We start from the raw sequence: 20,415 nt of genomic DNA on the forward strand, positions 1-20,415 counted from the left end.
GCGAACGGTGCTTTTTGGGAGAGGGAGATCAGCGACCGTAGCCGTAGCCGTTGTCGTAGCCGCGGCCGTGGCGGCGGTGGTGGTGATCGCGGCCGTAGCCGCGCGGTGCGACGTACACGACGGTCGGCGCGCGGTAGCTGCGCTCGTAGTACACCGGGGCCGGCGCATAGTATTGGCGCTGCTGTACGTACACGGGCGCCGGCTCGTAGTAGGTACGCGACGGGGCGTAGTAACCCGAGTTGCTGTAGCCGTTCGAGTAGTAACCGTTGTTCGAGTAGTAGCCGTTGTTCTGGTAATACCCGTTGTCGTAGCGGCGATCATCGTAACGGCGGTCGTTGCTTGCTGCGTTGCCGATGGCAGCGCCGATCACTGCGCCTGCCACTGCGCCTTCGCGGCCACCTGCTTCATTGCCGATCGCTGCACCGATCACGGCGCCTGCGACAGTGTTAAAGCCGCGATCGCTGGCCATTGCCGAGCCGGAGAAGGCCGCACCCGCGATCAGTACCGCACCTACGAATTTTTTGTTCAACATGGTGTCATCCTTTCCCTCAGTCCAGACCGGAATGGTCACGTAGTTTCCTGGGGCATGAGTGAACTATAGACGCGGTTTCGCCATTTGCCATTTGCAAATACAGAATCTTACAAATGAGAACGCGGCGAAACAGGGCATTTACACATGCCGGAAGCCCTTGCACGCGGTAGTCCCGTCCCCATTTGTCTTTTAAACATCGTTCGAGGGACACACATGCGCAGATACCGCAGCTTGATCGTAGTGATCGCACTGCTCGCGCTGCTGCATCTTTACATCGGGCTGCGGCTGACGGAGCCGCTCGCCCTGGATGGCGCCAGGGCCGCCGGCTGGACGCTGCTGGCAGGTTCATTCGTGCTGACCCCGGTGGGCCTGCTGGCGCCGCGCCTGCGCCGCTGGGACCTGTCCGACGGACTGGCCTGGATGGGGCTGCTGACGATGGGACTGTTCTCGTCGCTGCTGGTGCTGACGTTCGTGCGCGACCTCGCGCTGCTGGGGATGACGGTCATCGGCAGCCCGTCCACCCGCTTCGAGTACCTGAGCGCGCTCGCGGTGCCGCTGCTGGCGCTCGCGGTCACGCTGATCGGCTTCGTCAACGCGCGCCGCACCGCCCGCGTGGTGAATGTGGACGTGCCAATCCGGAACCTGCCGCCTTCGCTCGACGGCTACACCATCGTGCAGATATCGGACGTGCATGTCGGCCCTACCATCAAGCGCAAGTACATCGATGCGATCGTTGATAAGGTCAACGAGCTTCATCCCGATGCCATCGCGGTCACCGGCGACATCGTCGATGGCCCGGTCGAGCGCCTGCGCGAGCATACGGCGCCGCTGGGCAGGCTGCGCGCGCAGGACGGCGTGTTTTTCGTCACCGGCAACCACGAATACTATTCCGGCGCGGGCGAGTGGATCGAGGAGATGCGCCGCCTGGGCATGACGGTCCTGCTCAACGAACATGCCGTGATGCGGCGCGGCGAGGATGCGCTGATGATCGCCGGCGTCACCGACTTCAACGCGCACCATTTCGATCCCAGCCACCGCAGCGATCCGTTCCGCGCCAAAGAGCGCGCGCCCGGCGACGTGCGCGCAAGGGTGCTGCTGGCACACCAGCCGCGCACAGCGCTCGCGGCGCAGGATGCCGGCTACGACCTGCAGATCTCCGGCCACACGCATGGCGGCCAGTTCTTCCCGTGGAACCTGTTCGTGCCGCTCCAGCAGCCCTACGTGGCGGGCCTGAACCGCCTCGGGAATATGTGGATCTATACCAGCCGCGGGACCGGCTACTGGGGGCCGCCCAAGCGCTTCGGCGCGCCATCGGAAATCACGCGCATCCGGCTGGTGCGCGGCTAGGAGCAAGGACGGGGCGCTCGCGGACGCGGCTTACCGGTTGCCCCTACCGCTCCTGCAAGCCGGCGTAGTACAATCGCGGCCGGGCGGCCATGGCGAAACTGGTATACGCAGCAGACTTAAAATCTGCCGACGAAAGTCTTCCCGGTTCGACCCCGGGTGGCCGCACCAATTTTCCTCCCGACCCGTTGCGGGTCTCCCTTGTCAAGCTTTCGTTCGGCCCCTTGCTTGGTGTACGATGCGTGCGGCGCTCTACAGCCGCGCCGTACCACCCAAGGAACAAGCTTTGAACATCATCATTAACGAGGAACTGCGTTCCTTCGTCGACCCGCTTACCGCGACCGAATATTCCGCCCTGGAGCGCAGCCTGCTCGCCGAAGGCTGCCGCGACGCCCTCGTGCTGTGGGGCGATACGCTGATCGATGGCCACAACCGCTACGAGATCTGCACCAGGCACGGGATCGAATTCAAGACCGTCCAGAACACCCGCTTCTCGTCGCTCGAGGACGTGATGCTGTGGATGATCGATAACCACCTCGCGCGCCGCAGCGTCTCCGACTACCAGCGCGGCGTGCTTGCATTGCGCAAGAAGGACATCGTCTCGGCCCGGACCGCGCCGGCCGCCGCGCCGGCACCGGCCGACAGCCCGGAAGGCGAGGACGCCAAGCCCGCCGAGGCGCCCAAGCCGGTGATCAAGCGCGAGGACCTGGCGCGCGAGGCGCGCGTCTCCGCCAATACCATCAGCCAGATCGAACGCATCCAGAAGGCGGCGACGCCGGAACTGGTGGAAGCCGTCCGCCAGGGCACCATCTCGATCAACGCCGCGGCGAACGTCGCGTCGCTGCCCGAAGCGGTGCAGATCGCCGCCGTTGCCGGCGGCCGCAAGGAGTTGCAGCAGATGGCCCGCCAGGTGCGCGAGCAGAAGATGGCGACCCGCACTCCGCGCGAACCGAAGGAAGCGGCGCCCGACGCAGCCGAAGCGGCGGCGCCGCAGGACGAACTGCATGCGCTGCGCGCGCAAGTGGCCGCGCTCAAGCAGCGCGTCACCGAACTCACCGCGGAGAACGCGGCCCTGAAGGACCAACTACAAGAACGCTAACAGGAGATGCCCTTGAAATTGTCCCGCCTTGCCGCGCTGTTCGCAGCCGGCGCATTGCTGCCGCTCGTTCCATCCACGCCAGCCATCGCCGCGCCAAGGGATGCGCAGGCGCAGACCGAGGCGGCGCGCCTGGCCCAGCTGGCCCAGCGCGTGACCATCATGCGCGACAAGTGGGGCATTCCGCACGTCTTCGGCAAGACCGATGCCGATGCGGTGTTCGGGATGATCTATGCGCAGGCCGAGGACGACTTCAACCGCGTCGAGCTCAATTACATCAACGCGATGGGCCGGCTGGCGGAAGTCGAGGGCGAGGCCGAGATCTGGCGCGACCTGCGCATGAAGCTGTTCATCCGGCCGGAAGAGCTGAAGGCGCAGTACGCCAGCAGCCCGGCGTGGCTGCGCAAGCTGGCCGACGCGTTTGCCGATGGCCTCAACCACTACCTGCTGACGCATCCGGAAGTGAAGCCAAAGCTGATCACGCGCTTCGAACCGTGGATGGCGTTTTCGTTCAGCGAAGGCAGCATCGGCGGCGACATCGAGTCGGTCAACCTGAAGCAGTTGGAAGAGTTCTACGGCAAGCTGCCCGTGCCGCTGGTCGCCGCGGTCGAGCCGGAAGCCGAGCCGCGCGGCTCGAATGGCTTTGCGATCGCGCCCAGGCTCACCGCCAGCGGCCGCGCCATGCTGCTGATTAATCCGCACACCTCGTTCTACTTCCGTCCCGAGATCCACATGGTCAGCGAAGAGGGCCTGAACGCGTACGGCGCCGTGACCTGGGGCCAGTTCTTCATCTACCAGGGCTTCAACGAGCGCACCGGCTGGATGCACACCTCCGGCGGCGGCGACGTGATCGACGAATACCTCGAGACGGTGACGGAGCGCGGCGGCCGCCACTTCTATCAGTACGGCGACGGCGAGCGCGAGGTGAAGGCGGTGACAATCGAGCTGCCGTACAAGAGCGCGGACGGCATGGCGGTGCGCAAGGTCACCGCCTACTTCACGCATCACGGCCCGGTCGTGCGCCAGGCCGACGGCAAGTGGGTGTCGGTGAGCCTGATGAATATGCCGCAGAAGGCGCTGATGCAGTCCTACCTGCGCACCAAGGCGCGCGACTACAAGTCCTTCAACGAGGTCATGCAGCTGCGGACCAACTCGTCGAACAATACGGTGTACGCGGACGCGGACGGCAATATCGCGTACTACCACGGTAACTTCGTCCCGCGCCGCAACGCCAGCTTCGACTGGCGCCATCCGGTCGACGGCAGCAATCCGGCCACCGACTGGCAGGGACTGCATGAGGTGCGCGAGACCATCACCCTGTTCAATCCGGCCAACGGCTGGATCCAGAATACCAACAACTGGCCGTTCTCCGCTGCCGGTCCGAACAGCCCGAAGCAGGCCGACTACGCCGCCTATATGTGGTCGCTGCCGGAGAACGCGCGCGGCCGCAACGCGGTGCGCGTGCTGGGACAGGCAAAGAACCTGACGCTCGACAGCCTGATCGCCACCGCCTACGACACCTACCTGGCCGCGTTCGAGCCGCTGGTGCCCGCGCTGGCCCGCGACTACGATGCGCTGCCCGAGAACGATCCGCTCAAGGCGCAGCTGCGCGAGCAGGTCGGCGTGCTGCGCGGCTGGGACCTGCGCTATTCGCTGGAATCGGTGCCGACCACGCTGGCGATCTTCTGGGCGCAGGATATGGTGGACCGGGCGAACGCCGCGGCGCGCACGGCCGAAGTGCCGGTGGTGGACTTCATCTCCACCCGCATCGGTCCGGCGGAGCGCCTGCAATCGCTGGTGCGCGCCAGCGCGAAGCTGTCTGCGGACTTCGGCAGCTGGAAGACGCCGTGGGGCGAAGTGAACCGTTTCCAGCGCCTGACCGGCGACATCCAGCACAAGTTCGACGATGCCAAGCCGAGCATCCCGGTGCCGTTCCCGTCGGCGAACTGGGGCTCGCTGGCCTCGTTCGGCATGACGTCGAAGCAGAACACGCGCCGCATCTACGGCGAGCGCGGCAACAGCTTCGTCGCCGTGGTCGAGTTCGGGCCGAGGGTACGCGCCAAGAGCATCCTGGCCGGCGGCCAGAGCGGCAATCCGGCGTCCAGGCACTTCACGGACCAGGCCGGGATGTATGCGCGGGCGCAGTTCAAGGACGTCCTCTTCTATAAAGAGGACATCGAGAAGAACCTCGAGCGCAAGTACCACCCCGGCCAGTGATGGAAGGGACTTGTCCCGCAGGGGACAGTCCCCCGTATAATCCTGCGACAACAAAACCAGCGGATTCCCTGTGGCAAAACTTTATTTCCGTTACTCGGCGATGAACGCCGGCAAATCCACCGCACTGCTGCAGGTGGCGCACAACTATGAAGAGCAGGGCCAGAAGGTCCAGCTCTACACCGCAGCCATCGACGACCGCTACGGCGTCGGCCGCATTACCTCGCGCCTTGGTCCGCAGCGCGAAGTGGACATCTTCACTGCCCAAACCAATTTCCTGGAAGAAGCTCCCGTGGTGTCCTGCATCCTGGTTGATGAAGCTCAATTCCTGTCCAAGGAGCAAGTAAGCCAGCTGCATCAGCTGGCCCAGGTGCGCGGCGTGCCTGTGATCTGCTATGGCCTGCGCAGTGATTTTCGCGGCGACCCGTTCCCCGGTTCGGCCTACCTGCTGGCGCTTGCGGACGACATCGAAGAGATCAAGAACATCTGTACCTGCGGCAAGAAAGCGACCATGAACATCCGGGTCGATGCCGAAGGCCGCCGCATTCGCGACGGCGAACAGGTCAGCATCGGCGGCAACGAGAGCTACCGCCAGGCCTGCGGCCGCTGCTTCTACCAGGCCTGATACCCGGCCATGGCGATGTTCGCATCGGCCTGCGGCGCGCTGCTCCCGGCTGCCGCCTGCCAGTACACCGATGTTGCGATCTACCTCATCCCGTCCTTTGCGCTCGCCTTCCTGATCCGGATGCTCTCGGCGAGCCATCCTTTCTTCTTTATTTTTACGCTGGCCGGCACCATATGCCATGAACTGTCGCATTTCATCGCCGGCCTGGCGACGGGTGCGCGGCCAACGACGTTCACGGTGATTCCGAAACGTACGGGCCGCCAATGGCAACTCGGCTCGGTGACGCTGTCGCGCGTGACGTGGTACAACGCGGCGCCGTCGGCACTGGCTCCTTTGTTGCTCTTGCTCATCCCCGTCGCCGCGGCCTGGTACCGCACCCGCGGCAACTGGACGTTCGAGCCGTTCGATCTTGCGCTGACGCTATTGCTTGCACCGCAATTCCTGTCATTCTGGCCTTCATCATCGGACTGGAAAATTGCTGTGCGGTCATGGCCTTACGGGATTGTCATCGCGTTGGCAGGGTTCGCCTGGTTTCAATTTGTAAGAATGGCTTAAGGCTCAGCGCGCGCATTGCACTATCCTGTAGAATGATTTCTCAACGGAGCCGGAACGCGTGACGCCGCCCCGTTCAGAATTGTCGAGTTCACGCCGGAGAAACTTATGAAGAAGAATTTGCTTGCGCTTTCTGTCGTCGCCGTTGCGATGTCCGCCGCCTTCGCCGTCACCCTTCCGGAGAAATCCGCTGGCGCCGGGACCATGGCCACGCCGGACCAGACCCAGGCAGCCGTGTGGGCTTCGCGGGTGCTCGGCCGTTACCACTACAAGGCGACGCCGCTCGATGACGCCATGAGCGCGAAGATCTTCGACCGCTATTTCGAAGCGCTGGACGGCGAGAAGCTGTTCTTCCTGCAGTCGGACGTCGACCAGTTCGCCGCGTCGCGCACCCAGCTCGACGATGCGATCAACAACGAAAACCTTACGCTTCCGTTCCAGATCTATGACGTGTACCAGAAGCGCTTCAACGCGCGCATGGCATATGCACGCGAGCTGCTGAAGACCACGCCGGACTTCACGCTGGACGAGAGCTACAAGTTCGACCGCGAAAAAGAGCCGTGGGCCAAGTCGGAAGAAGAAATCCGCGACCTGTGGCGCAAGCGCGTGAAGAACGACTGGCTGCGCCTGAAGCTGGCCGGCAAGGACGACAAGAGCATCCGCGAGATGCTCGACAAGCGCTACGAATCGACCGCCTCGCGCATCCGCAAGCTGAACAACGAAGACGTGTTCCAGATGTTCATGAACGCGTATGCGATGTCGATCGAGCCGCATACCAACTACATGGGCCCGAAGACGGCCGAGAACTTCGATATCTCGATGCGCCTGTCGCTCGAGGGCATCGGCGCGGTCCTGCAGTCGCGTGAGGACTACACCGTGATCCGCGAGGTGGTGCCGGGCAGCCCGGCCGCGCTGGCCAAGATCCAGGTCGGCGACCGCGTGATGGGCGTGGCCCAGGGCGATGGCCCGATCGTGGACGTGATGGGCATGCGCATCGACGACGTGGTCGCCAAGGTGCGCGGTCCGAAGGGCACCACCGTGCGCCTGGACATCCTGCCGGCCGACGCCGGCCCGGACGGCAAGCACAAGATCGTGCCGATCGTGCGCAAGAAGATCAGCATGGAAGAGCAGGCCGCCAAGAAGAGCGTGATCGAGGTCAAGGACGGCGCGGCGACCCGCCGTGTCGGCGTGATCTCGCTGCCAACCTTCTACCAGGACTTCGATGCGCGCCGCCGCGGCGACAAGGACTTCAAGAGCGCGACGCGCGACGTGGCCCGCATCCTCGCGGAACTGAAGAAGGAAAAAGTGGACAACGTCCTGATCGACCTGCGCAACAACGGCGGCGGTTCGCTGACCGAAGCGGTCGAGCTGACCGGCCTGTTCATCGACCGCGGTCCGGTGGTGCAGCAGCGCACCGGCGACGGCAAGGTGGACGTGGAAGCGGATAACAGCGCCGGCCTCGCATGGGACGGCCCGGTGGGCGTGCTGATCAACCGTGGTTCCGCATCGGCATCCGAGATCTTCGCCGCCGCGATCCAGGATTACGGCCGCGGCATCATCATCGGCGAGCCGAGCTTCGGCAAGGGCACCGTGCAGACCCTGGTGCCGCTGGACCGCTTCGCGCAGAACGAGAACGCGCGCTATGGCGAGCTGAAGATGACGATCGCGCAGTTCTTCCGCATCAACGGCGGCACCACGCAGCTGCGCGGCGTGACGCCCGATATCGCGCTGCCGTCGATGTCCGATCCGGACAGCTTCGGCGAAGCGAGCTTCGACAACGCGCTGCCGTACACCTCGATCAAGCCGGCGTTCTACGTCCCGTCCGGTAACATCAAGGAAATCATCGCACCGCTGCAGGCGCGACACCAGGAGCGCGTGGCCAAGGACAAGGACTTCCAGTTCCTGAAGCAGGACATCGCGGAGCTGATCAAGCAGCGCAAGGAGAACTCGATCTCGCTGAACGAAGCCGTGCGCCGCAAGGAACGCGACCGCCAGGAAGAACGCGCCAAGCAGCGCGAGGCACGCCTGTTCACCCAGCCGGTCGTTGCGCCGAAGGATGAGCCGCAAGTTGGCACCGACAGCAAGACCAAGGCGCCGCCGACGGCCAAGGACGTGGCGAAAGCCGTGCCGCTGCGTGGCCTGCCGCGCACCGACGACGGCCTGCAGGGCGACGAGCGCTCGCTGCAAGCCGAGCTGGCTGCGGAAGCGGCCGCCAAGAACGCCAAGGACGTGCTGCTGAACGAAGCGGCCAATATCCTGGCGGACGAAGTGGCGCTGCTCAAGACCGACGCCCGCATGGCATCGCGCGTGATGCCATACTCGCAGGCGTGGCGCGGCGCCGCCAACCCGTAAGCACGGTCCGCCGGTAAAGAAACCGCATCCCAGGATGCGGTTTTTTTTTCGCCCGCACCGGTACATCAATTGGCGGAATCGGCCATGAATTAGTCAAAACCGCCAAAACGGGAAGGGACCGTCCACCGATCTTCACCCCGCCCCGCAAGGAAAGGGGACAGTGTCGCAGGGGCAGTGCGCATCCTTCCCCTGATTTTTGCGGTATTGTGAAGGGCTGGAACTATTGTAGAATCAGTCGCGAACGATCGTGCTTTTCGCCGACCGCCACCTGGAGACAGCATGGACCTGAACTACAGCGCCGACGAGCTCGCGTTCCGCGACGAGGTGCGCGCCTTCCTCGAGCAGCATCTTCCCGCCGACCTGCAGCACAAGGTGCGCGCGCACCTGCGCCTTGCCAGGGAAGACTATGTTCGCTGGCACAAGATCCTGGCCGAAAAAGGCTGGGTTGCGCCCGGATGGCCGGTCGAACACGGCGGTCCCGGATGGACGCCGGTGCAGCGCCACATCTTCGAGGAGGAGTGCGCCCGCGCCGCCACGCCGCCCGTGCTCCCGTTCGGTGTGAACATGGTCGCGCCGGTCATCATGGCGTTCGGCAGCGAGTCGCAGAAAGCGCACTTCCTGCCGCGCATCCTGTCGTGCGAAGACTGGTGGTGCCAGGGTTATTCCGAACCCGGCTCGGGCTCGGACCTGGCCTCCCTCAAGACCACCGCCCAGCGTCAGGGCGACCATTACATCGTCAACGGCCAGAAGACCTGGACCACGCTTGCGCAGCATGCGGACATGATTTTCTGCCTGGTGCGCACCGATGCCGGCGCGCGCAAGCAGGAGGGCATCTCGTTCCTGCTGATCGACATGCATTCGCCCGGCGTCACGGTACGCCCGATCATCATGCTCGACGAAGAGCACGAGGTGAACGAAGTCTTCTTCGATAACGTCGAGGTCCCGGTCGGGAACCTGGTGGGCGAGGAAAACCGCGGCTGGACCTACGCCAAGTACCTGCTGGGACACGAGCGCACCGGCATCGCCGCGGTGGGCCGCTCCAAGCGCGAGCTGGCCTCGCTCAAGGCCTTCGCGCGGCGCCAGGTCAAGAACAACAGCCCGCTGCTGGACGATCCTCTGTTTGCGGCCAAGGTCGCGGCGCTGGAGATCGAACTGATGGCGCTCGAGATGACGGTGCTGCGCGTGCTGTCGCAGCAGCAGAAGGCGCCGGGGCCGGAGGCGTCGGTGCTGAAGGTGCGCGGCACGGAGATCCAGCAGGCGCTCACCGAGCTGGCGATGGAGGCAGCCGGCCCGCAGGCCCTGCCATTCGACGTGGCCTACCTGGAGGGCCAGGCCGAACACAGCGTGGCGGACTTCGACGATGCCGCGCCGCTGGCTGCCCATTACTTCAACTTCCGCAAGACCTCAATCTACGGCGGTTCGAACGAAATTCAACGCAATATCATCACCCAGATGATCCTGGGCTTGTAAGGGGTAAGGCATGGATTTCAACTTCAGCGATGAACAGCGGCAGTTCGGCGATGCGCTGCGGCGCTGGGCGCAGAACGAATACGGGTTCGAGGTGCGCCAGCATATCGTCGCGTCGCCGTCGGGCGTGTCCGACGCGGCCTGGGCCAGCCTGGTCGAACTGGGCATGACGGCGCTGCCAGTGCCGGAGCAGCAGGGCGGTTTCAGCGGCAGCGCGGTCGACATGTTCGTGGTGATGCAGGAGATGGGCCGGGCCCTGGTGGTGGAGCCGTATTTTTCCACCGTGCTTGGCGCCCGCTTCCTGGTGCTGGGCGGGGGCCACGAGGATGCGCTGGCGCGCGTCGCCGGCGGCGAACTCAAACTGGCATGCGCGCTCGGCGAGCGCCAGTCGCGCTACGATATGCGCGACATCCTGACCATGGCCCAGGCGGACGATGGCGGCTACGTCCTGAACGGCAGCAAGAGCGTCGTGATCCACGGCGCCGAGGCGGGAGCGCTCATCGTTTCGGCGCGCACCTCAAGTTCGCAGCGGCGCGCCGAAGGCATCAGCCTGTTCCTGGTGCCGGCCGACGCGCCGGGGCTGGGAATCGTGGGCTACCGCACCATCGATGGGCAGCGTGCGGCCAACGTCACGCTCAACGACGTGCGCGTGCCGGCCGCCAGCCTGGTCGGCGCGCAGCACAAGGCGTGGGAGCTGATCGATGCCGCGCTCGATTACGGCGCGGCGCTGCTGTGCGCCGAAGGCTTGGGCGCGATGCAGGCGATCTTCGACGCCACGCTGGAGTACCTGAAGACGCGCACGCAGTTCGGTGTCCCGATCGGCAAATTCCAGGCGCTCCAGCACCGCATGGCGGACATGTACATCCATCTGGAGCAGGCGCGTTCGATGGCGCTGCTGGCGGCGGTGAGGGCCGAATCGGCGAACGCCCAGGAACGCCGGCACGCCGTGTCGGCCGCAAAATACCGCGTCGGGCAAGCGATGAAGTTCGTCGGCCAGCAGGCCGTGCAGTTGCATGGGGGGATGGGCGTGACCAACGAGCTGCCTGCGGCGCACCACTTCAAGCGCCTGTCGATGATCGAGCTGACGCTGGGCGACTCGGACCATCACCTGCAGCGCTTCATCGCGCAAGGCGTCCAGGCCGAAGCCGTCTAGCGCAACCGCGAGGGGCCGCGACGCGGCAGCGTCAGAAGAAGACGGCGGTGCGCGGGATGATGGTGCCGGCGTTGGTGTAGGGCTGGGTGGCGCGCACAGCGCCGGTGGTGGCAACGCCGTCGTCGAGCTTGCTGTCGAGCTCCTGCGCGAAAGTATCCGGCAGGTTGTCGAAGCGCACGCCATTGCCGCCGCGCCCGCCCACCGAGTCGTTATAGATATACACGGCGCCGCCCTGCGCGCTCGTCATGAAATCGGTCGAGCCGTTGTAGGTGCCGGTAATCAGGCCGGCGAGCGCGAGGTGCTGCGGCGCGCCGAGGTATTCCGTGATCTGCCCGTCGCCGTTGCCATTGTTGAGCGCACCCGGCACGTGCGTTGTCGCCAGCATGTCGTCGCCGGGCAGGGCGCGATACCTGTCCTGGTAGGCATTCACCGCCGCCGACAGCGAGGTCGATTGCTGGATGATGTTCTTGACCTTGGCGCTGTCGATCAGCGCCTGCCCTTTGAGCACACCGCCAAGCAGCAGGCCGATGATGACCAGCACGATGGCGATCTCGACGAGCGTAAAACCTTGTTGGTGAGTAATTTGTTTCCTCATGCATATCCTCTAGCGTAATGTTGGCTAGTCTAAAGGAAATCGCGTTTTGCCGACGCGCTCTACGGCGCCTTCCTTTCCAGTTCCTGCAGGCGCTGTTCCAGCAGCCTCAGTTCGCGCGGGTCGCTGATGCGGCCGCTCGAGATCAGTCCGCCGATCAGCGCACGCGCGCTGTCGAGTTCATTCATGTCCTGCGCGAACCATGCCTCCAGCTGGGTTGCCCACAGCGGCAACACGCCGGGCGAGGTGCTGCTGCGCAGCTCGCGCGCGTAGCGCAGGGCCAGCGGCAGGTCGCCCAGGCGGTGGCGCGCCGTGATTGCTGCCTGCGCGAGCCAGGGCCAATGGCGGTCCGGATCCCGCACGAAGCGCGCGTGCACGAAGTCGAGCATCACGCGTACCCGCGCCGGATCGTCGACCGCGCCGTACACCTGGGTTGCCGCCAGCATTGGGTAGCGCGAGCGCGGATCCAGGTCGGCGATGCCGGTGAGCCAGCCGCGCAAGGCGTGATAGTCGAGCGCCCGGAAGGGCATGCCGCCACCCGGGCCCCCGTCGAAGGCCTGCAGCCACAGCATCAGCAGGCGCGCCAGCGCCACTTCGTCGCCGCCGGCGGCCACCCGCAACACGCCGGGCGCCGGCGTGCCCGGAAGTTCGCGGAGCGCGGGCCGCAGCGCGGGCCGCCAGGTGCTCCACGCCAGCTGCGCGCATAGCGCGAGCAGCAGGATGGCGAGGGTACGGCGCAGGCTCATTCGATGTCCTCGCGCTGCAGGTCGAGCGCACAGGCGGCGCCCAGCAGCACCACGTAGATGGCCGCCTGCAGCAGCGCGTGCCCGGCGTCGGCCGCGCCGGCGCCGCCGTAGGCCAGCCATTCGGTGCGCGCGAAGGCGTCGAGGTGCGGCAGCACGGCGGACACCGCGTCGGCGGCGATCGTTTCCAGCTGGCTGCGTGCGCGCTCCTGGCCCAGCAGCTGCAGCGCCGCAGCCATCCGCGCCAGCAGGTAGAAGCCCAGCGTTGCGGCGAGCGCCGCCACCACATTCGCCAGTCCCGTCGCGGCAAACAGCGCGAATGCCGCCACGATCATGAGTTCGCACGCCAGGGACAGCGTCCACAGCGCGACCTGGCCAATCGGTCCGAACGCCAGGGCGACCAGGCCGCACAACAGTCCGACCACGAGCGCGACGGCGCAAAAACCGGCCAGGCGCGCCCACGCGAACCGGGCCCGCGTGATCGGCAGCGACAGCAGCACGTCGCGCACCCGGTCGTCCTTCTCGCGCGCGATGCTGGTCGCGACGAAGCCGGCCACCATGAACACGGCGGCCAGGCGCAGCACCGGCCCGCCGATGGCCGCGCGCATGGCGCGCACTTCGGTCAATGCCAGCGTGCCGGCGAACAGCGCCGCACCCAGCGCCGCCAGGGCGGCCGCGGCGAACACCCAGGCCAGCCCATTGCGGCGCGCCTCGACGATGGTGAACCCGGCGATGGCCAGTGCGGTGTGCATGTCAGCGGGGCAGTACGCCGCCGGCGACCATCCGGCTGTACAGGATGTTGGGGGAAACCCAGACCACCAGGTCGTCGAATTCGCCGCCGGGCGCCGAGGCATCGCTTGGCGTGCGGCTGACGAACGCGATGCCGGCCGGGCCCGCGTTGGCGCGCTCGTCCGCGTTGCCCGCGATCTCCGCGCCGACCGGCACGCCAAGCTCGCTGAACCCGCCGTAGCCGTTGCGCCCGTGCGACATGACCACCGCCGGGATGTCGCCGATGCCGGTCGCTGCGACCAGGTTGCCGGACGCGTCGCGGGTGCCGATGGTGATGTCGCGCGGCGTGCCGAGGTTGAACAACAGCTGGCTGTTGCTGAAGGCAGGCGTGACGCTGTAGCGCAGCATTCTGCCCCAGCCGTCGGCGCGCTGCACGCCAAGCGTGGCCCATGGAATGAAGCCCTGGCGCTTGCCGCCGGTGCAGTAGCCGCCGCTGCGGTCCTCGAGGCCGTTCTGCGCCGAGACCGCGGGGCAGGGCAGGTAGCCGTTGCGCAGCGCGAAACCGACCAGCGCTTCGCGCGTTTCTTCCAGCAGGCGCTGGGTCTCCGAGATGCGGCGCTGTTCGAACTGCGTGGCCAGCGGCGTGAGCAGGCCGCCGATCAGCAAGCCCACGATCACCAGCACGATCGCCAGTTCCACCAGGCTGAATCCACGTTGCGTCAGGGTTCTCATGGCAGCACGTTCGCCCTTGTCATTTGCACGTACAGTACCTGCGGGTCGATGTAGTCGACGAAGTCGTCGAACACGCCGCCGGGCATGCGCGGATCGTCGGTAGCCGGGCGCCGCATGAAGTTCTGGACCGCAGCGATGTTCGCAGCCTCGTCGACGTTGCCGGCGGCGCCATTGGCCAGGATCGCGCCGGTGTCGCTGACGCCGAAGTTGTCGCGGCCGGCCGAATGCAGCACTGCCGCCATGCAGGGGCTGGCGAGCGAGCAGTTTGGATTGCCGGCGATGTAGGCGATCGCGCCGCCCCCGCCCCGCGTGAGCACGGTCTTGGTGCCGAAGGCGGAGGTGCGCTGCACGGGCGACTCGGTGAACACCGGGGTCACGCTGTAGCGAATCAGCTTGCCCCATGCGTCCGTGCGGCGCACGCCCAGCGTTGCCCAGGGCAGGAATCCGGTACACGCGGCCTCGCTGGCGCACGGCGTGGTGCGCTCGAAGCCGTTGGTCACCGAGATGGCGGGGCGGGGCAGGCGCCCGTGGGTGGTGGCAAAGCCGACCAGCGCTTCGCGCGCGTCGCGCAGCGCCTGCAGCGTGCGCTGCTCGCGGGCCGCTTCCAGGCGCGGCTTGCCGACCGTGCCCAGGAACAGCGAAGCCGCTCCCAGGCCGAGGATGGCCACCAGGAGCAGCAGCACCTGGCCGCGTTCCCGCTCAGCGGCGCGCATCGCCAACCGCTCCCGTGGTGACGTCCACCGCCTGCCCGGCCTTCACCGTCGCCCGTTGTCCCGATGGCAGCGTGACCGTCGCGGCCGGCGTGCCGCCGGCGGCAGTGCTGACCGGCTGGCCGGACTGCGGCGAGCCATTGATCCAGACCACCGACTTGCCGTCGCTGCGGGTGACGATGCCCGTCACCGCGATCGGCTCCGGCGGGGGCGGCGGTGCCGGCGGCGCGGCCGGTTCGCTGGCGGCCGGCGCCTGCGGCTGCGCAGCTGCTGCCTTGCGCCCGCCGGCCTCGCGCAGGCGATCCAGTTCCGCGCGCTCGTCCGGCGTCGTGAACAGGCGGCCGATGTACGGTGGCTGCGCTGCCGCATACCCGGCGGCCGCGAGCAGGAGAAGGCCGGCAAGCTGCCTCATGGCGTCCCCACCGGCGCAGTAGGCGTGGCCGCGACCGGCGGCGCGGGCGGCGGACCCAATGTCACCCAGACCAGCGTGCAATCGGCGGTGATGCGCGGCGACAGCCCGGCTTCGGCCGGGACTTCCGTGCGGCGCATGCGGCAGTCCTGCACCGTGTACAGGCCGGCGTGGTTCAGGTCGTCGAGCAGGTTGAACAGGTCCATCTCGTGCAGCAGGCCGGCGCGCAGCATCATGCGGCTGGCGCGCAGCTGGTACTCGCCCATCGCCATCGGCGCGGACAGGCTGACCCATTGCTGCGGTTCGATCTCGTAGCTGACGGAGAGCAGTTTGCGCATCTGCTGGGAACGGTCGATGGTTTCGATCCATGCCAGGCGGTTCTCCACGCCCACCAGGCCCGCAGCCTGCATTTGCAGGAAGCGCGGCTGGTAGGTGCGGATCTCCTGCAGTTCTTTTTCCGCGCTCTGCAGGCGCGCGAGCGCCTGGTCGTGGCGTGCGCGCACGGATTCCAGTTCCTGCGCGCGGGCGGAGCGGATCCAGTCCGACACGCCGACCAGCAGCACGGCGCTGGCCAGCGTGGCCAGGAACAGCAGCAACGGCCGGCGCAGGAAGGAGAATTCGTCGCGCAGCGCGTCCGCCGCCGCCGTGGCGCGGTCGCGCTGGGCCGTGGCGCCCGTCATGGTAACCATGTGAGCCTCATGACGAATTTCGGCTTGGCGCCGGGTGCATCGAGGCCCGCCTTGCCGGACAGGCGCACATTGGGGCGCACGTCCAGCGGCGGATTGAGGATCTCGACCGCGATGCGCGGGTTGCGCGCCAGGTCGCCCGCGAATGCGTTCATCGCCGCGAGCACCTCGCGCGAGGCGTTCTGCGGCACGTCGATCTCGCCGTCGATGCGCAGCGTCTGGGGCGGGCGCAGCGGTATGCCGATGTCGGCCGAGTACAGCTGCGCCGCAGCCTCGCTCGGCTGGCCCATCGCGGTCGGATCCCGGGCCGCGGGTGCGCCGCCTTGCGCCTGCCGGATGCGCCACTCCAGCGCATTCAGGCGCACCGCCGGCGCGCGCTCCAGCGCCGCGCTGAGCATGGCCACCAGCGGCTCGGGCCGCGGGCCCTGGGCCCGGATCATCGCGTCGATGGTGACCGCCGCGCGCATGTTGGAGGTGCGCGTTGGGACCGGCGGAACGCTCGCCATGACTTCGTTGTAGCGCGCCTCGTGCTGCGGCGTCGCCGCCGCCAGCCGGCTGGTCTCGCCCGAGTACGAAACGGCCAGCCAGGCGTTCACCACGGTCCACAGGAGGCCCGCGGCAGCAGTCGCAATGCTGGCCGTGTACAGGCCGAGCCGCGCCTGCCAGAGCTTGAACAGGCGGCCGGCGCGGCCGGTGTCGAAGTGCGATGCCGGCGGGCGCTTGCCGGCCAGCGTGAGCATCAGGCGGTCCGCATGCTGCGGCACCGAGTCGGCGCCCACCCGCACCGCGGCCGTCTCCATGTCCACGAAATGAAAGGAGATCTCCGGCTCGTCGCGGCACTCCGCCTCCAGCGCCGGGATGTCCGCGGCGCCTGCCAGCACCACCACCTGCAGCATGTCGCCGCGCCCGGTCAGGCGGGTGCTGGTCAGGAACTGGCGCATGCGTTCGGTTTCCTCGGCCACCTCGCGCGCCAGGGTATCGTCCGGCGCCAGGCGCGTCAGGCGGCTGAACTTGATGAAGCGGCCCTGGAAGTACGTCTGGCGTAGTCCGCCCGCTTCGTGGGTAATCAGCAGCAGGTGCGGCTGCACCAGCGCCAGGCGCCGCACCAGCAGCAGCGACAGGAAGGTGGCCGAATACACTGCCGCCAGTGGAATCCCCTCGTGCTCGATCGCCTTGATCCAGGGCTGCACCAGCGACGGATTGGTCAGCGCGGCAAACAGGTAGATGTCGTCGCGCCGACCGGCCGCATCGCGGCCCTGCTGCAGGGCCATCCGGAAGGGCGTGTCGCGGAACAGCAGCTGCAGGCGCCGCTCGACCATGCTGCGGCGCGCCGCGCCGCGCACGTGCGGCAGCAACTGGCGATGGAACTCTTCTTCCACCATGTCGGCGATCACGTAGGCCGGGCGCACCGGCTCGCGCCGCAGGTAGAGCGCAAAGGCGTCCAGGCCTGCGCGGTCATTGGTGAACAGTTCCGGATCGGACAGGCGGCCGCGCTCCCACTGGTAGGCGCACAGCGCGTCGCTCGTGATCAGGAAGAGTTGTTTGGCGAGCATGTCCGTCAGGTCCTCAGTGTGCTCATTGTGTCGTAGATCGGGCCGAGCACGGACAGCATGATCCAGCCCAGCATCAGGCCCAGGACCACCGTCATGACCGGTTCGATCAGCGACTGCACCCGGTCGATCAGTTCCTTCACCTCGCGGTTGTAGAAGTAGCTGACATTGCCAAGCGCGCCTTCAAGGTCGCCGGTGGTTTCGCCGACCTTGAGCATGCGCAGCACCAGCGGCGGGAAGATGCCGGTCTGCTGGAAGGCGCCGGTCACGCCCTGGCCCTCGGAAATCAGCTGGCTGGCGCGTGCCAGCGCGGCGGCGATCTTGCGGTTGCCGACGATGCCCTCGGACAGGCGGATCGATTCGAGGATGGTGATGCCGGACGCGTACATCAGGCCGAAGAAGGTCGCGAAGCGCGCCAGGATCATCTTGTGCAGCACGGGGCCGATCAGCGGAATGCGCAGCTTGAGGGTGTCGGCCGCCAGGCGCGCTTCCTCGCTGCGGCGCAGCCAGGCGCGCAGGGCGAACGTGGCCACGATCGGCACGCCGATAATCAGGTACCAGTAGTCGATGAAGATATTGGAGACGAAGATCAGCGCGCGCGTATGGAGCGGCATCTCGCCGCCCATGTTGGCGATGAAGGACGTCAGCTGCGGCACCAGCACCGTCATCAGGAAGAACATCACGCCCAGCACCACGACCAGCACCAGCAGGGGATAGCTGATCACTTTCTTGAGTTGCGCCGCCTGCTCGTCCTGCCAGCGCAGGTTCTCGGTCAGGTTGCGGAACACCTCGGCCAGCCGGCCGCTGCTCTCGCCTGCCCGCACCAGGCTCGTGAAGGTGCTGTCGAATACCTCGTCGTGGTGGCCCAGCGCCACCGACAGCGGCTGGCCGCCCTCGATGCTCTCGATGATGTCGGTGACGATCTCGCGGAAGCGGGGGTGGTCCAGGCTGTCGCGCAGGTCGGCCAGCCCGTCCAGGATCGGCACGCCGGCGCCGGTCAGCTGTTCCATGTGGAAGGCGAAGTTGATCAGGTCGGCGCGCTTGACGCGACGCTTGCCGAATGCGACGTCCTTTTGCGCGGACAGGCGGAAATCGATCAGGTCCAGGTCCATGCGCCGCAGGCGCATCTCCAGGTCGGCGCTGTTGGACGCGTCCATCGCGCCCGGCACGATGTGGCCGGCGAGGTCCATGGCGCGGAAGGCGTAGAGCGGCATCACGCAAGCCTGTCTGTCAGGTCGACCACGCGCGACACCTCGTCGAGCGAGGTGGCGCCTTCCAGCACCCTGCGCATGCCGTCGTCGACCAGCGTGCGGAAACCGTGCGCCACGGCGAAGTTGCGCAGTTCGCGGGTGGAGGCGCGCCGCGCGATCATCTCGTCGATCTCGGGCGTTACCTTGAGCAGTTCCATGATCGCCATGCGGCCCTTGTAGCCATGCCGGCTGCACTTCTCGCAACCGACCGCGCGGTAGATGGTGGCGGGCGGGTCCTCCTGCGCCAGCCCCAGCAGGCGCCGCTCCATGTCGTCGGCCAGGTGCGCCTGCTTGCAGTGCGGGCACAGGCGCCGCACCAGCCGCTGCGCGATGACGCCGATGATGTTCCCGGCCATGACGTCGGGCACGATGCCGATGTCGAGCAGGCGCGAGACCGAGCCGAGCGCGGAGTTGGTGTGCAGGGTCGAATACACCTGGTGCCCGGTCATCGCGGCCGAGAATGCCATCTCCGCGGTCTCGCGGTCGCGGATCTCGCCGACCAGGATCACGTCCGGGTCCTGGCGCATCATCGAGCGGATGCCGTCCGCGAACGACAGCTTGACCGCCTCGTTCACCGACGTCTGGCGGATCATGTTCATCGGGTACTCGACCGGATCCTCGAGCGTCATGATGTTGATGTTCTCGGTGTTGATGTGGTTCAGGATCGAGTACAGCGTGGTGGTCTTGCCGCTGCCGGTAGGTCCGGTCACGAGGATCACGCCGTCCGGACGGGCGATCAGCACCTTGAGCAGGTGCAGCTCTTCGGGCGCGAGGCCGAGTCCTTCCAGCGGCACCAGGCCCTTCTGGCGGTCCAGCACGCGCAGCACGAAGTTCTCGCCGTGGGTGGTCGGCTGGGCGGAAGCGCGAAAGTCGATGGTGCGGCCCGAGAACTTGATCGAGATGCGGCCGTCCTGCGGCGCGCGCGATTCGGCGATGTTCATGTTGCTCATCACCTTCAGGCGCACCACCATCGCCGGCCAGTAGGATTTGTGCAGGCTGCGGATCTGGCGCAGGATGCCGTCGATGCGGTAGCGGATCCGGAGGAAGCTCTGCTCCGGCTCGAAGTGGATGTCGGAGGCGCCGTTCTGCACCGCGTCGGCCAGCAGCGCGTCGATCAGGCGCACCATCGGCTGGCTGTACTCGTCCGAGGTGGAAGTCAGGCTGGCGTAGCTGATTTCGCCCGTCTCGATCTCGTGCAGGATGCCGTCGATCGACAGCTCGAAGCCGTAGTACTGGTCGATCGCGCGGCCGATGTCGGTCTCGCCCACCAAAATGGGGGTGATGGTGATGCCCTTGACCAGCATGGCGCTGATCTGGTCGAGCGCCACGATATTGCTGGTGTCGGCCATCGCCAGGATCAGGTTGTCCGTATCGCGTTCGTACACGATCGGGAACACCCGGTAGCGCTTGGCGACGTCCTTGGGAATCAGCTGGAGCGCGATCGCATCCACCACCAGGTTGGTCAGGTCGGCGCTCTGCTGCTTCAGGTTCTCGGACAGGGCCTCGCGCACCGTCGCCTCGGTCACGAAGCCGAGCGAAATCAGCAGCTTGCCGAGCGGTTCGTTGGTGCGCTTTTGCTCGATCAGCGCGATGCGCAGCTGGTCCTCGCTGATGACGCCTTTCTGGATCAGCAGTTTGCCAAGCGGGATCTTGGGGTGGTGGTTCTGCTCCGCCATCTC

19 protein-coding genes and 1 tRNA gene are annotated in these 20,415 nt (G+C 66.6%); 9 read left to right on the top strand and 11 right to left on the bottom strand.

Translation table 11 applies throughout. The annotated features are described in order from the left end of the window. Positions 1–28: 28 nt before the first annotated feature. Positions 29–532, bottom strand: coding sequence for a glycine zipper domain-containing protein (locus tag ACFSQR_RS11905; RefSeq protein ID WP_377730018.1), 504 nt, complete (start codon positions 530–532; stop codon positions 29–31). Between the two features lie 213 nt (positions 533–745). On the opposite strand from ACFSQR_RS11905, the gene ACFSQR_RS11910 reads away from it, so the two are divergent. From ACFSQR_RS11910 to ACFSQR_RS11950, 9 genes are all read left to right on the top strand, one after another. Further along, positions 746–1,879 (top strand): metallophosphoesterase, encoded by a 1,134-nt coding sequence (locus ACFSQR_RS11910; protein ID WP_377730019.1) that lies wholly within the window; start codon positions 746–748, stop codon positions 1,877–1,879. Positions 1,880–1,962: 83 nt separating this feature from the next. Continuing rightward, positions 1,963–2,047: transfer RNA gene (locus tag ACFSQR_RS11915), tRNA-Leu, on the top strand. 115 nt (positions 2,048–2,162) lie between these two features. Next, entirely contained in the window at positions 2,163–2,975 is an 813-nt protein-coding gene (locus ACFSQR_RS11920) for a hypothetical protein (protein WP_377730020.1), read from the top strand. A 6-nt stretch (positions 2,976–2,981) separates the two neighbouring features. After that, positions 2,982–5,189 carry a penicillin acylase family protein gene (locus ACFSQR_RS11925; protein ID WP_377730021.1) on the top strand — a complete coding sequence of 736 codons (2,208 nt, stop codon included), beginning with the start codon at positions 2,982–2,984 and terminating at the stop codon, positions 5,187–5,189. Positions 5,190–5,259: 70 nt separating this feature from the next. Next, on the top strand, positions 5,260–5,811 hold the full coding sequence (locus tag ACFSQR_RS11930) for a thymidine kinase (protein WP_377730022.1): 552 nt from the start codon (positions 5,260–5,262) through the stop codon (positions 5,809–5,811). A gap of 9 nt (positions 5,812–5,820) precedes the next feature. Then, positions 5,821–6,366, top strand: a complete 546-nt coding sequence (locus ACFSQR_RS11935) for a hypothetical protein (RefSeq protein ID WP_377730023.1) — start codon at positions 5,821–5,823, stop codon at positions 6,364–6,366. Between the two features lie 105 nt (positions 6,367–6,471). After that, positions 6,472–8,715, top strand: a complete 2,244-nt coding sequence (locus tag ACFSQR_RS11940; protein ID WP_377730024.1) for a carboxy terminal-processing peptidase — start codon at positions 6,472–6,474, stop codon at positions 8,713–8,715. A gap of 279 nt (positions 8,716–8,994) precedes the next feature. Beyond that, positions 8,995–10,185 (top strand): acyl-CoA dehydrogenase family protein, encoded by a 1,191-nt coding sequence (locus ACFSQR_RS11945; protein WP_377730025.1) that lies wholly within the window; start codon positions 8,995–8,997, stop codon positions 10,183–10,185. 10 nt (positions 10,186–10,195) lie between these two features. Next, positions 10,196–11,335 carry an acyl-CoA dehydrogenase family protein gene (locus ACFSQR_RS11950; RefSeq protein ID WP_377730026.1) on the top strand — a complete coding sequence of 380 codons (1,140 nt, stop codon included), beginning with the start codon at positions 10,196–10,198 and terminating at the stop codon, positions 11,333–11,335. A 31-nt stretch (positions 11,336–11,366) separates the two neighbouring features. Here the strand turns inward: ACFSQR_RS11950 and ACFSQR_RS11955 are convergent, their stop codons facing one another. The 10 genes from ACFSQR_RS11955 to ACFSQR_RS12000 are packed head-to-tail and all read right to left on the bottom strand — an operon-like array spanning position 11,367 to position 20,412. Then, positions 11,367–11,930 carry a prepilin-type N-terminal cleavage/methylation domain-containing protein gene (locus tag ACFSQR_RS11955; RefSeq protein ID WP_377730027.1) on the bottom strand — a complete coding sequence of 188 codons (564 nt, stop codon included), beginning with the start codon at positions 11,928–11,930 and terminating at the stop codon, positions 11,367–11,369. Between the two features lie 59 nt (positions 11,931–11,989). Beyond that, entirely contained in the window at positions 11,990–12,673 is a 684-nt protein-coding gene (locus ACFSQR_RS11960) for a hypothetical protein (protein ID WP_377730028.1), read from the bottom strand. After that, positions 12,670–13,422: an ABC transporter permease gene (locus ACFSQR_RS11965; protein WP_377730029.1), complete on the bottom strand. Its 753-nt coding sequence runs from the start codon at positions 13,420–13,422 to the stop codon at positions 12,670–12,672. The genes ACFSQR_RS11960 and ACFSQR_RS11965 overlap by 4 nt, the downstream gene beginning before the upstream one ends. Before the next feature lies 1 nt (position 13,423). Then, the gene (locus ACFSQR_RS11970; RefSeq protein ID WP_377730030.1) at positions 13,424–14,131 is read right to left on the bottom strand and encodes a type II secretion system protein; all 708 of its coding nucleotides are present in this window, start codon (positions 14,129–14,131) and stop codon (positions 13,424–13,426) included. After that, positions 14,128–14,844, bottom strand: a complete 717-nt coding sequence (locus ACFSQR_RS11975) for a hypothetical protein (protein WP_377730031.1) — start codon at positions 14,842–14,844, stop codon at positions 14,128–14,130. The genes ACFSQR_RS11970 and ACFSQR_RS11975 overlap by 4 nt, the downstream gene beginning before the upstream one ends. Next, complete coding sequence (locus ACFSQR_RS11980) at positions 14,831–15,253, bottom strand: hypothetical protein (protein ID WP_377730032.1); 423 nt, start codon at positions 15,251–15,253, stop codon at positions 14,831–14,833. The genes ACFSQR_RS11975 and ACFSQR_RS11980 overlap by 14 nt, the downstream gene beginning before the upstream one ends. Next, positions 15,250–15,939 (bottom strand): hypothetical protein, encoded by a 690-nt coding sequence (locus ACFSQR_RS11985; RefSeq protein WP_377730033.1) that lies wholly within the window; start codon positions 15,937–15,939, stop codon positions 15,250–15,252. The genes ACFSQR_RS11980 and ACFSQR_RS11985 overlap by 4 nt, the downstream gene beginning before the upstream one ends. Next, positions 15,927–17,489: a hypothetical protein gene (locus ACFSQR_RS11990; RefSeq protein ID WP_377730034.1), complete on the bottom strand. Its 1,563-nt coding sequence runs from the start codon at positions 17,487–17,489 to the stop codon at positions 15,927–15,929. Before ACFSQR_RS11990 ends, ACFSQR_RS11985 begins: the two co-directional genes overlap by 13 nt. A 5-nt stretch (positions 17,490–17,494) precedes the next feature. After that, positions 17,495–18,700, bottom strand: a complete 1,206-nt coding sequence (locus tag ACFSQR_RS11995) for a type II secretion system F family protein (protein WP_377730035.1) — start codon at positions 18,698–18,700, stop codon at positions 17,495–17,497. Next, entirely contained in the window at positions 18,700–20,412 is a 1,713-nt protein-coding gene (locus ACFSQR_RS12000) for a GspE/PulE family protein (RefSeq protein ID WP_377730037.1), read from the bottom strand. The genes ACFSQR_RS11995 and ACFSQR_RS12000 overlap by 1 nt, the downstream gene beginning before the upstream one ends. Between the last annotated feature and the right edge of the window lie 3 nt (positions 20,413–20,415).

The sequence above is a fragment of the Pseudoduganella sp. GCM10020061 genome, assembly GCF_042683405.1.
GTDB lineage: Bacteria > Pseudomonadota > Gammaproteobacteria > Burkholderiales > Burkholderiaceae_D > Telluria.

Coding starts and splice junctions, on each gene's coding strand:
- ACFSQR_RS11905 (WP_377730018.1), bottom strand. CDS start 532: ATGTTGAACAAAAAATTCGTAGGTGCGGTACTGATCGCGGGTGCGGCC.
- ACFSQR_RS11910 (WP_377730019.1), top strand. CDS start 746: ATGCGCAGATACCGCAGCTTGATCGTAGTGATCGCACTGCTCGCGCTG.
- ACFSQR_RS11925 (WP_377730021.1), top strand. CDS start 2,982: ATGCCCTTGAAATTGTCCCGCCTTGCCGCGCTGTTCGCAGCCGGCGCA.
- ACFSQR_RS11935 (WP_377730023.1), top strand. CDS start 5,821: ATGGCGATGTTCGCATCGGCCTGCGGCGCGCTGCTCCCGGCTGCCGCC.
- ACFSQR_RS11940 (WP_377730024.1), top strand. CDS start 6,472: ATGAAGAAGAATTTGCTTGCGCTTTCTGTCGTCGCCGTTGCGATGTCC.
- ACFSQR_RS11945 (WP_377730025.1), top strand. CDS start 8,995: ATGGACCTGAACTACAGCGCCGACGAGCTCGCGTTCCGCGACGAGGTG.
- ACFSQR_RS11950 (WP_377730026.1), top strand. CDS start 10,196: ATGGATTTCAACTTCAGCGATGAACAGCGGCAGTTCGGCGATGCGCTG.
- ACFSQR_RS11955 (WP_377730027.1), bottom strand. CDS start 11,930: ATGAGGAAACAAATTACTCACCAACAAGGTTTTACGCTCGTCGAGATC.
- ACFSQR_RS11960 (WP_377730028.1), bottom strand. CDS start 12,673: ATGAGCCTGCGCCGTACCCTCGCCATCCTGCTGCTCGCGCTATGCGCG.
- ACFSQR_RS11965 (WP_377730029.1), bottom strand. CDS start 13,422: ATGCACACCGCACTGGCCATCGCCGGGTTCACCATCGTCGAGGCGCGC.
- ACFSQR_RS11970 (WP_377730030.1), bottom strand. CDS start 14,131: ATGAGAACCCTGACGCAACGTGGATTCAGCCTGGTGGAACTGGCGATC.
- ACFSQR_RS11975 (WP_377730031.1), bottom strand. CDS start 14,844: ATGCGCGCCGCTGAGCGGGAACGCGGCCAGGTGCTGCTGCTCCTGGTG.
- ACFSQR_RS11980 (WP_377730032.1), bottom strand. CDS start 15,253: ATGAGGCAGCTTGCCGGCCTTCTCCTGCTCGCGGCCGCCGGGTATGCG.
- ACFSQR_RS11985 (WP_377730033.1), bottom strand. CDS start 15,939: ATGGTTACCATGACGGGCGCCACGGCCCAGCGCGACCGCGCCACGGCG.
- ACFSQR_RS11990 (WP_377730034.1), bottom strand. CDS start 17,489: ATGCTCGCCAAACAACTCTTCCTGATCACGAGCGACGCGCTGTGCGCC.
- ACFSQR_RS11995 (WP_377730035.1), bottom strand. CDS start 18,700: ATGCCGCTCTACGCCTTCCGCGCCATGGACCTCGCCGGCCACATCGTG.
- ACFSQR_RS12000 (WP_377730037.1), bottom strand. CDS start 20,412: ATGGCGGAGCAGAACCACCACCCCAAGATCCCGCTTGGCAAACTGCTG.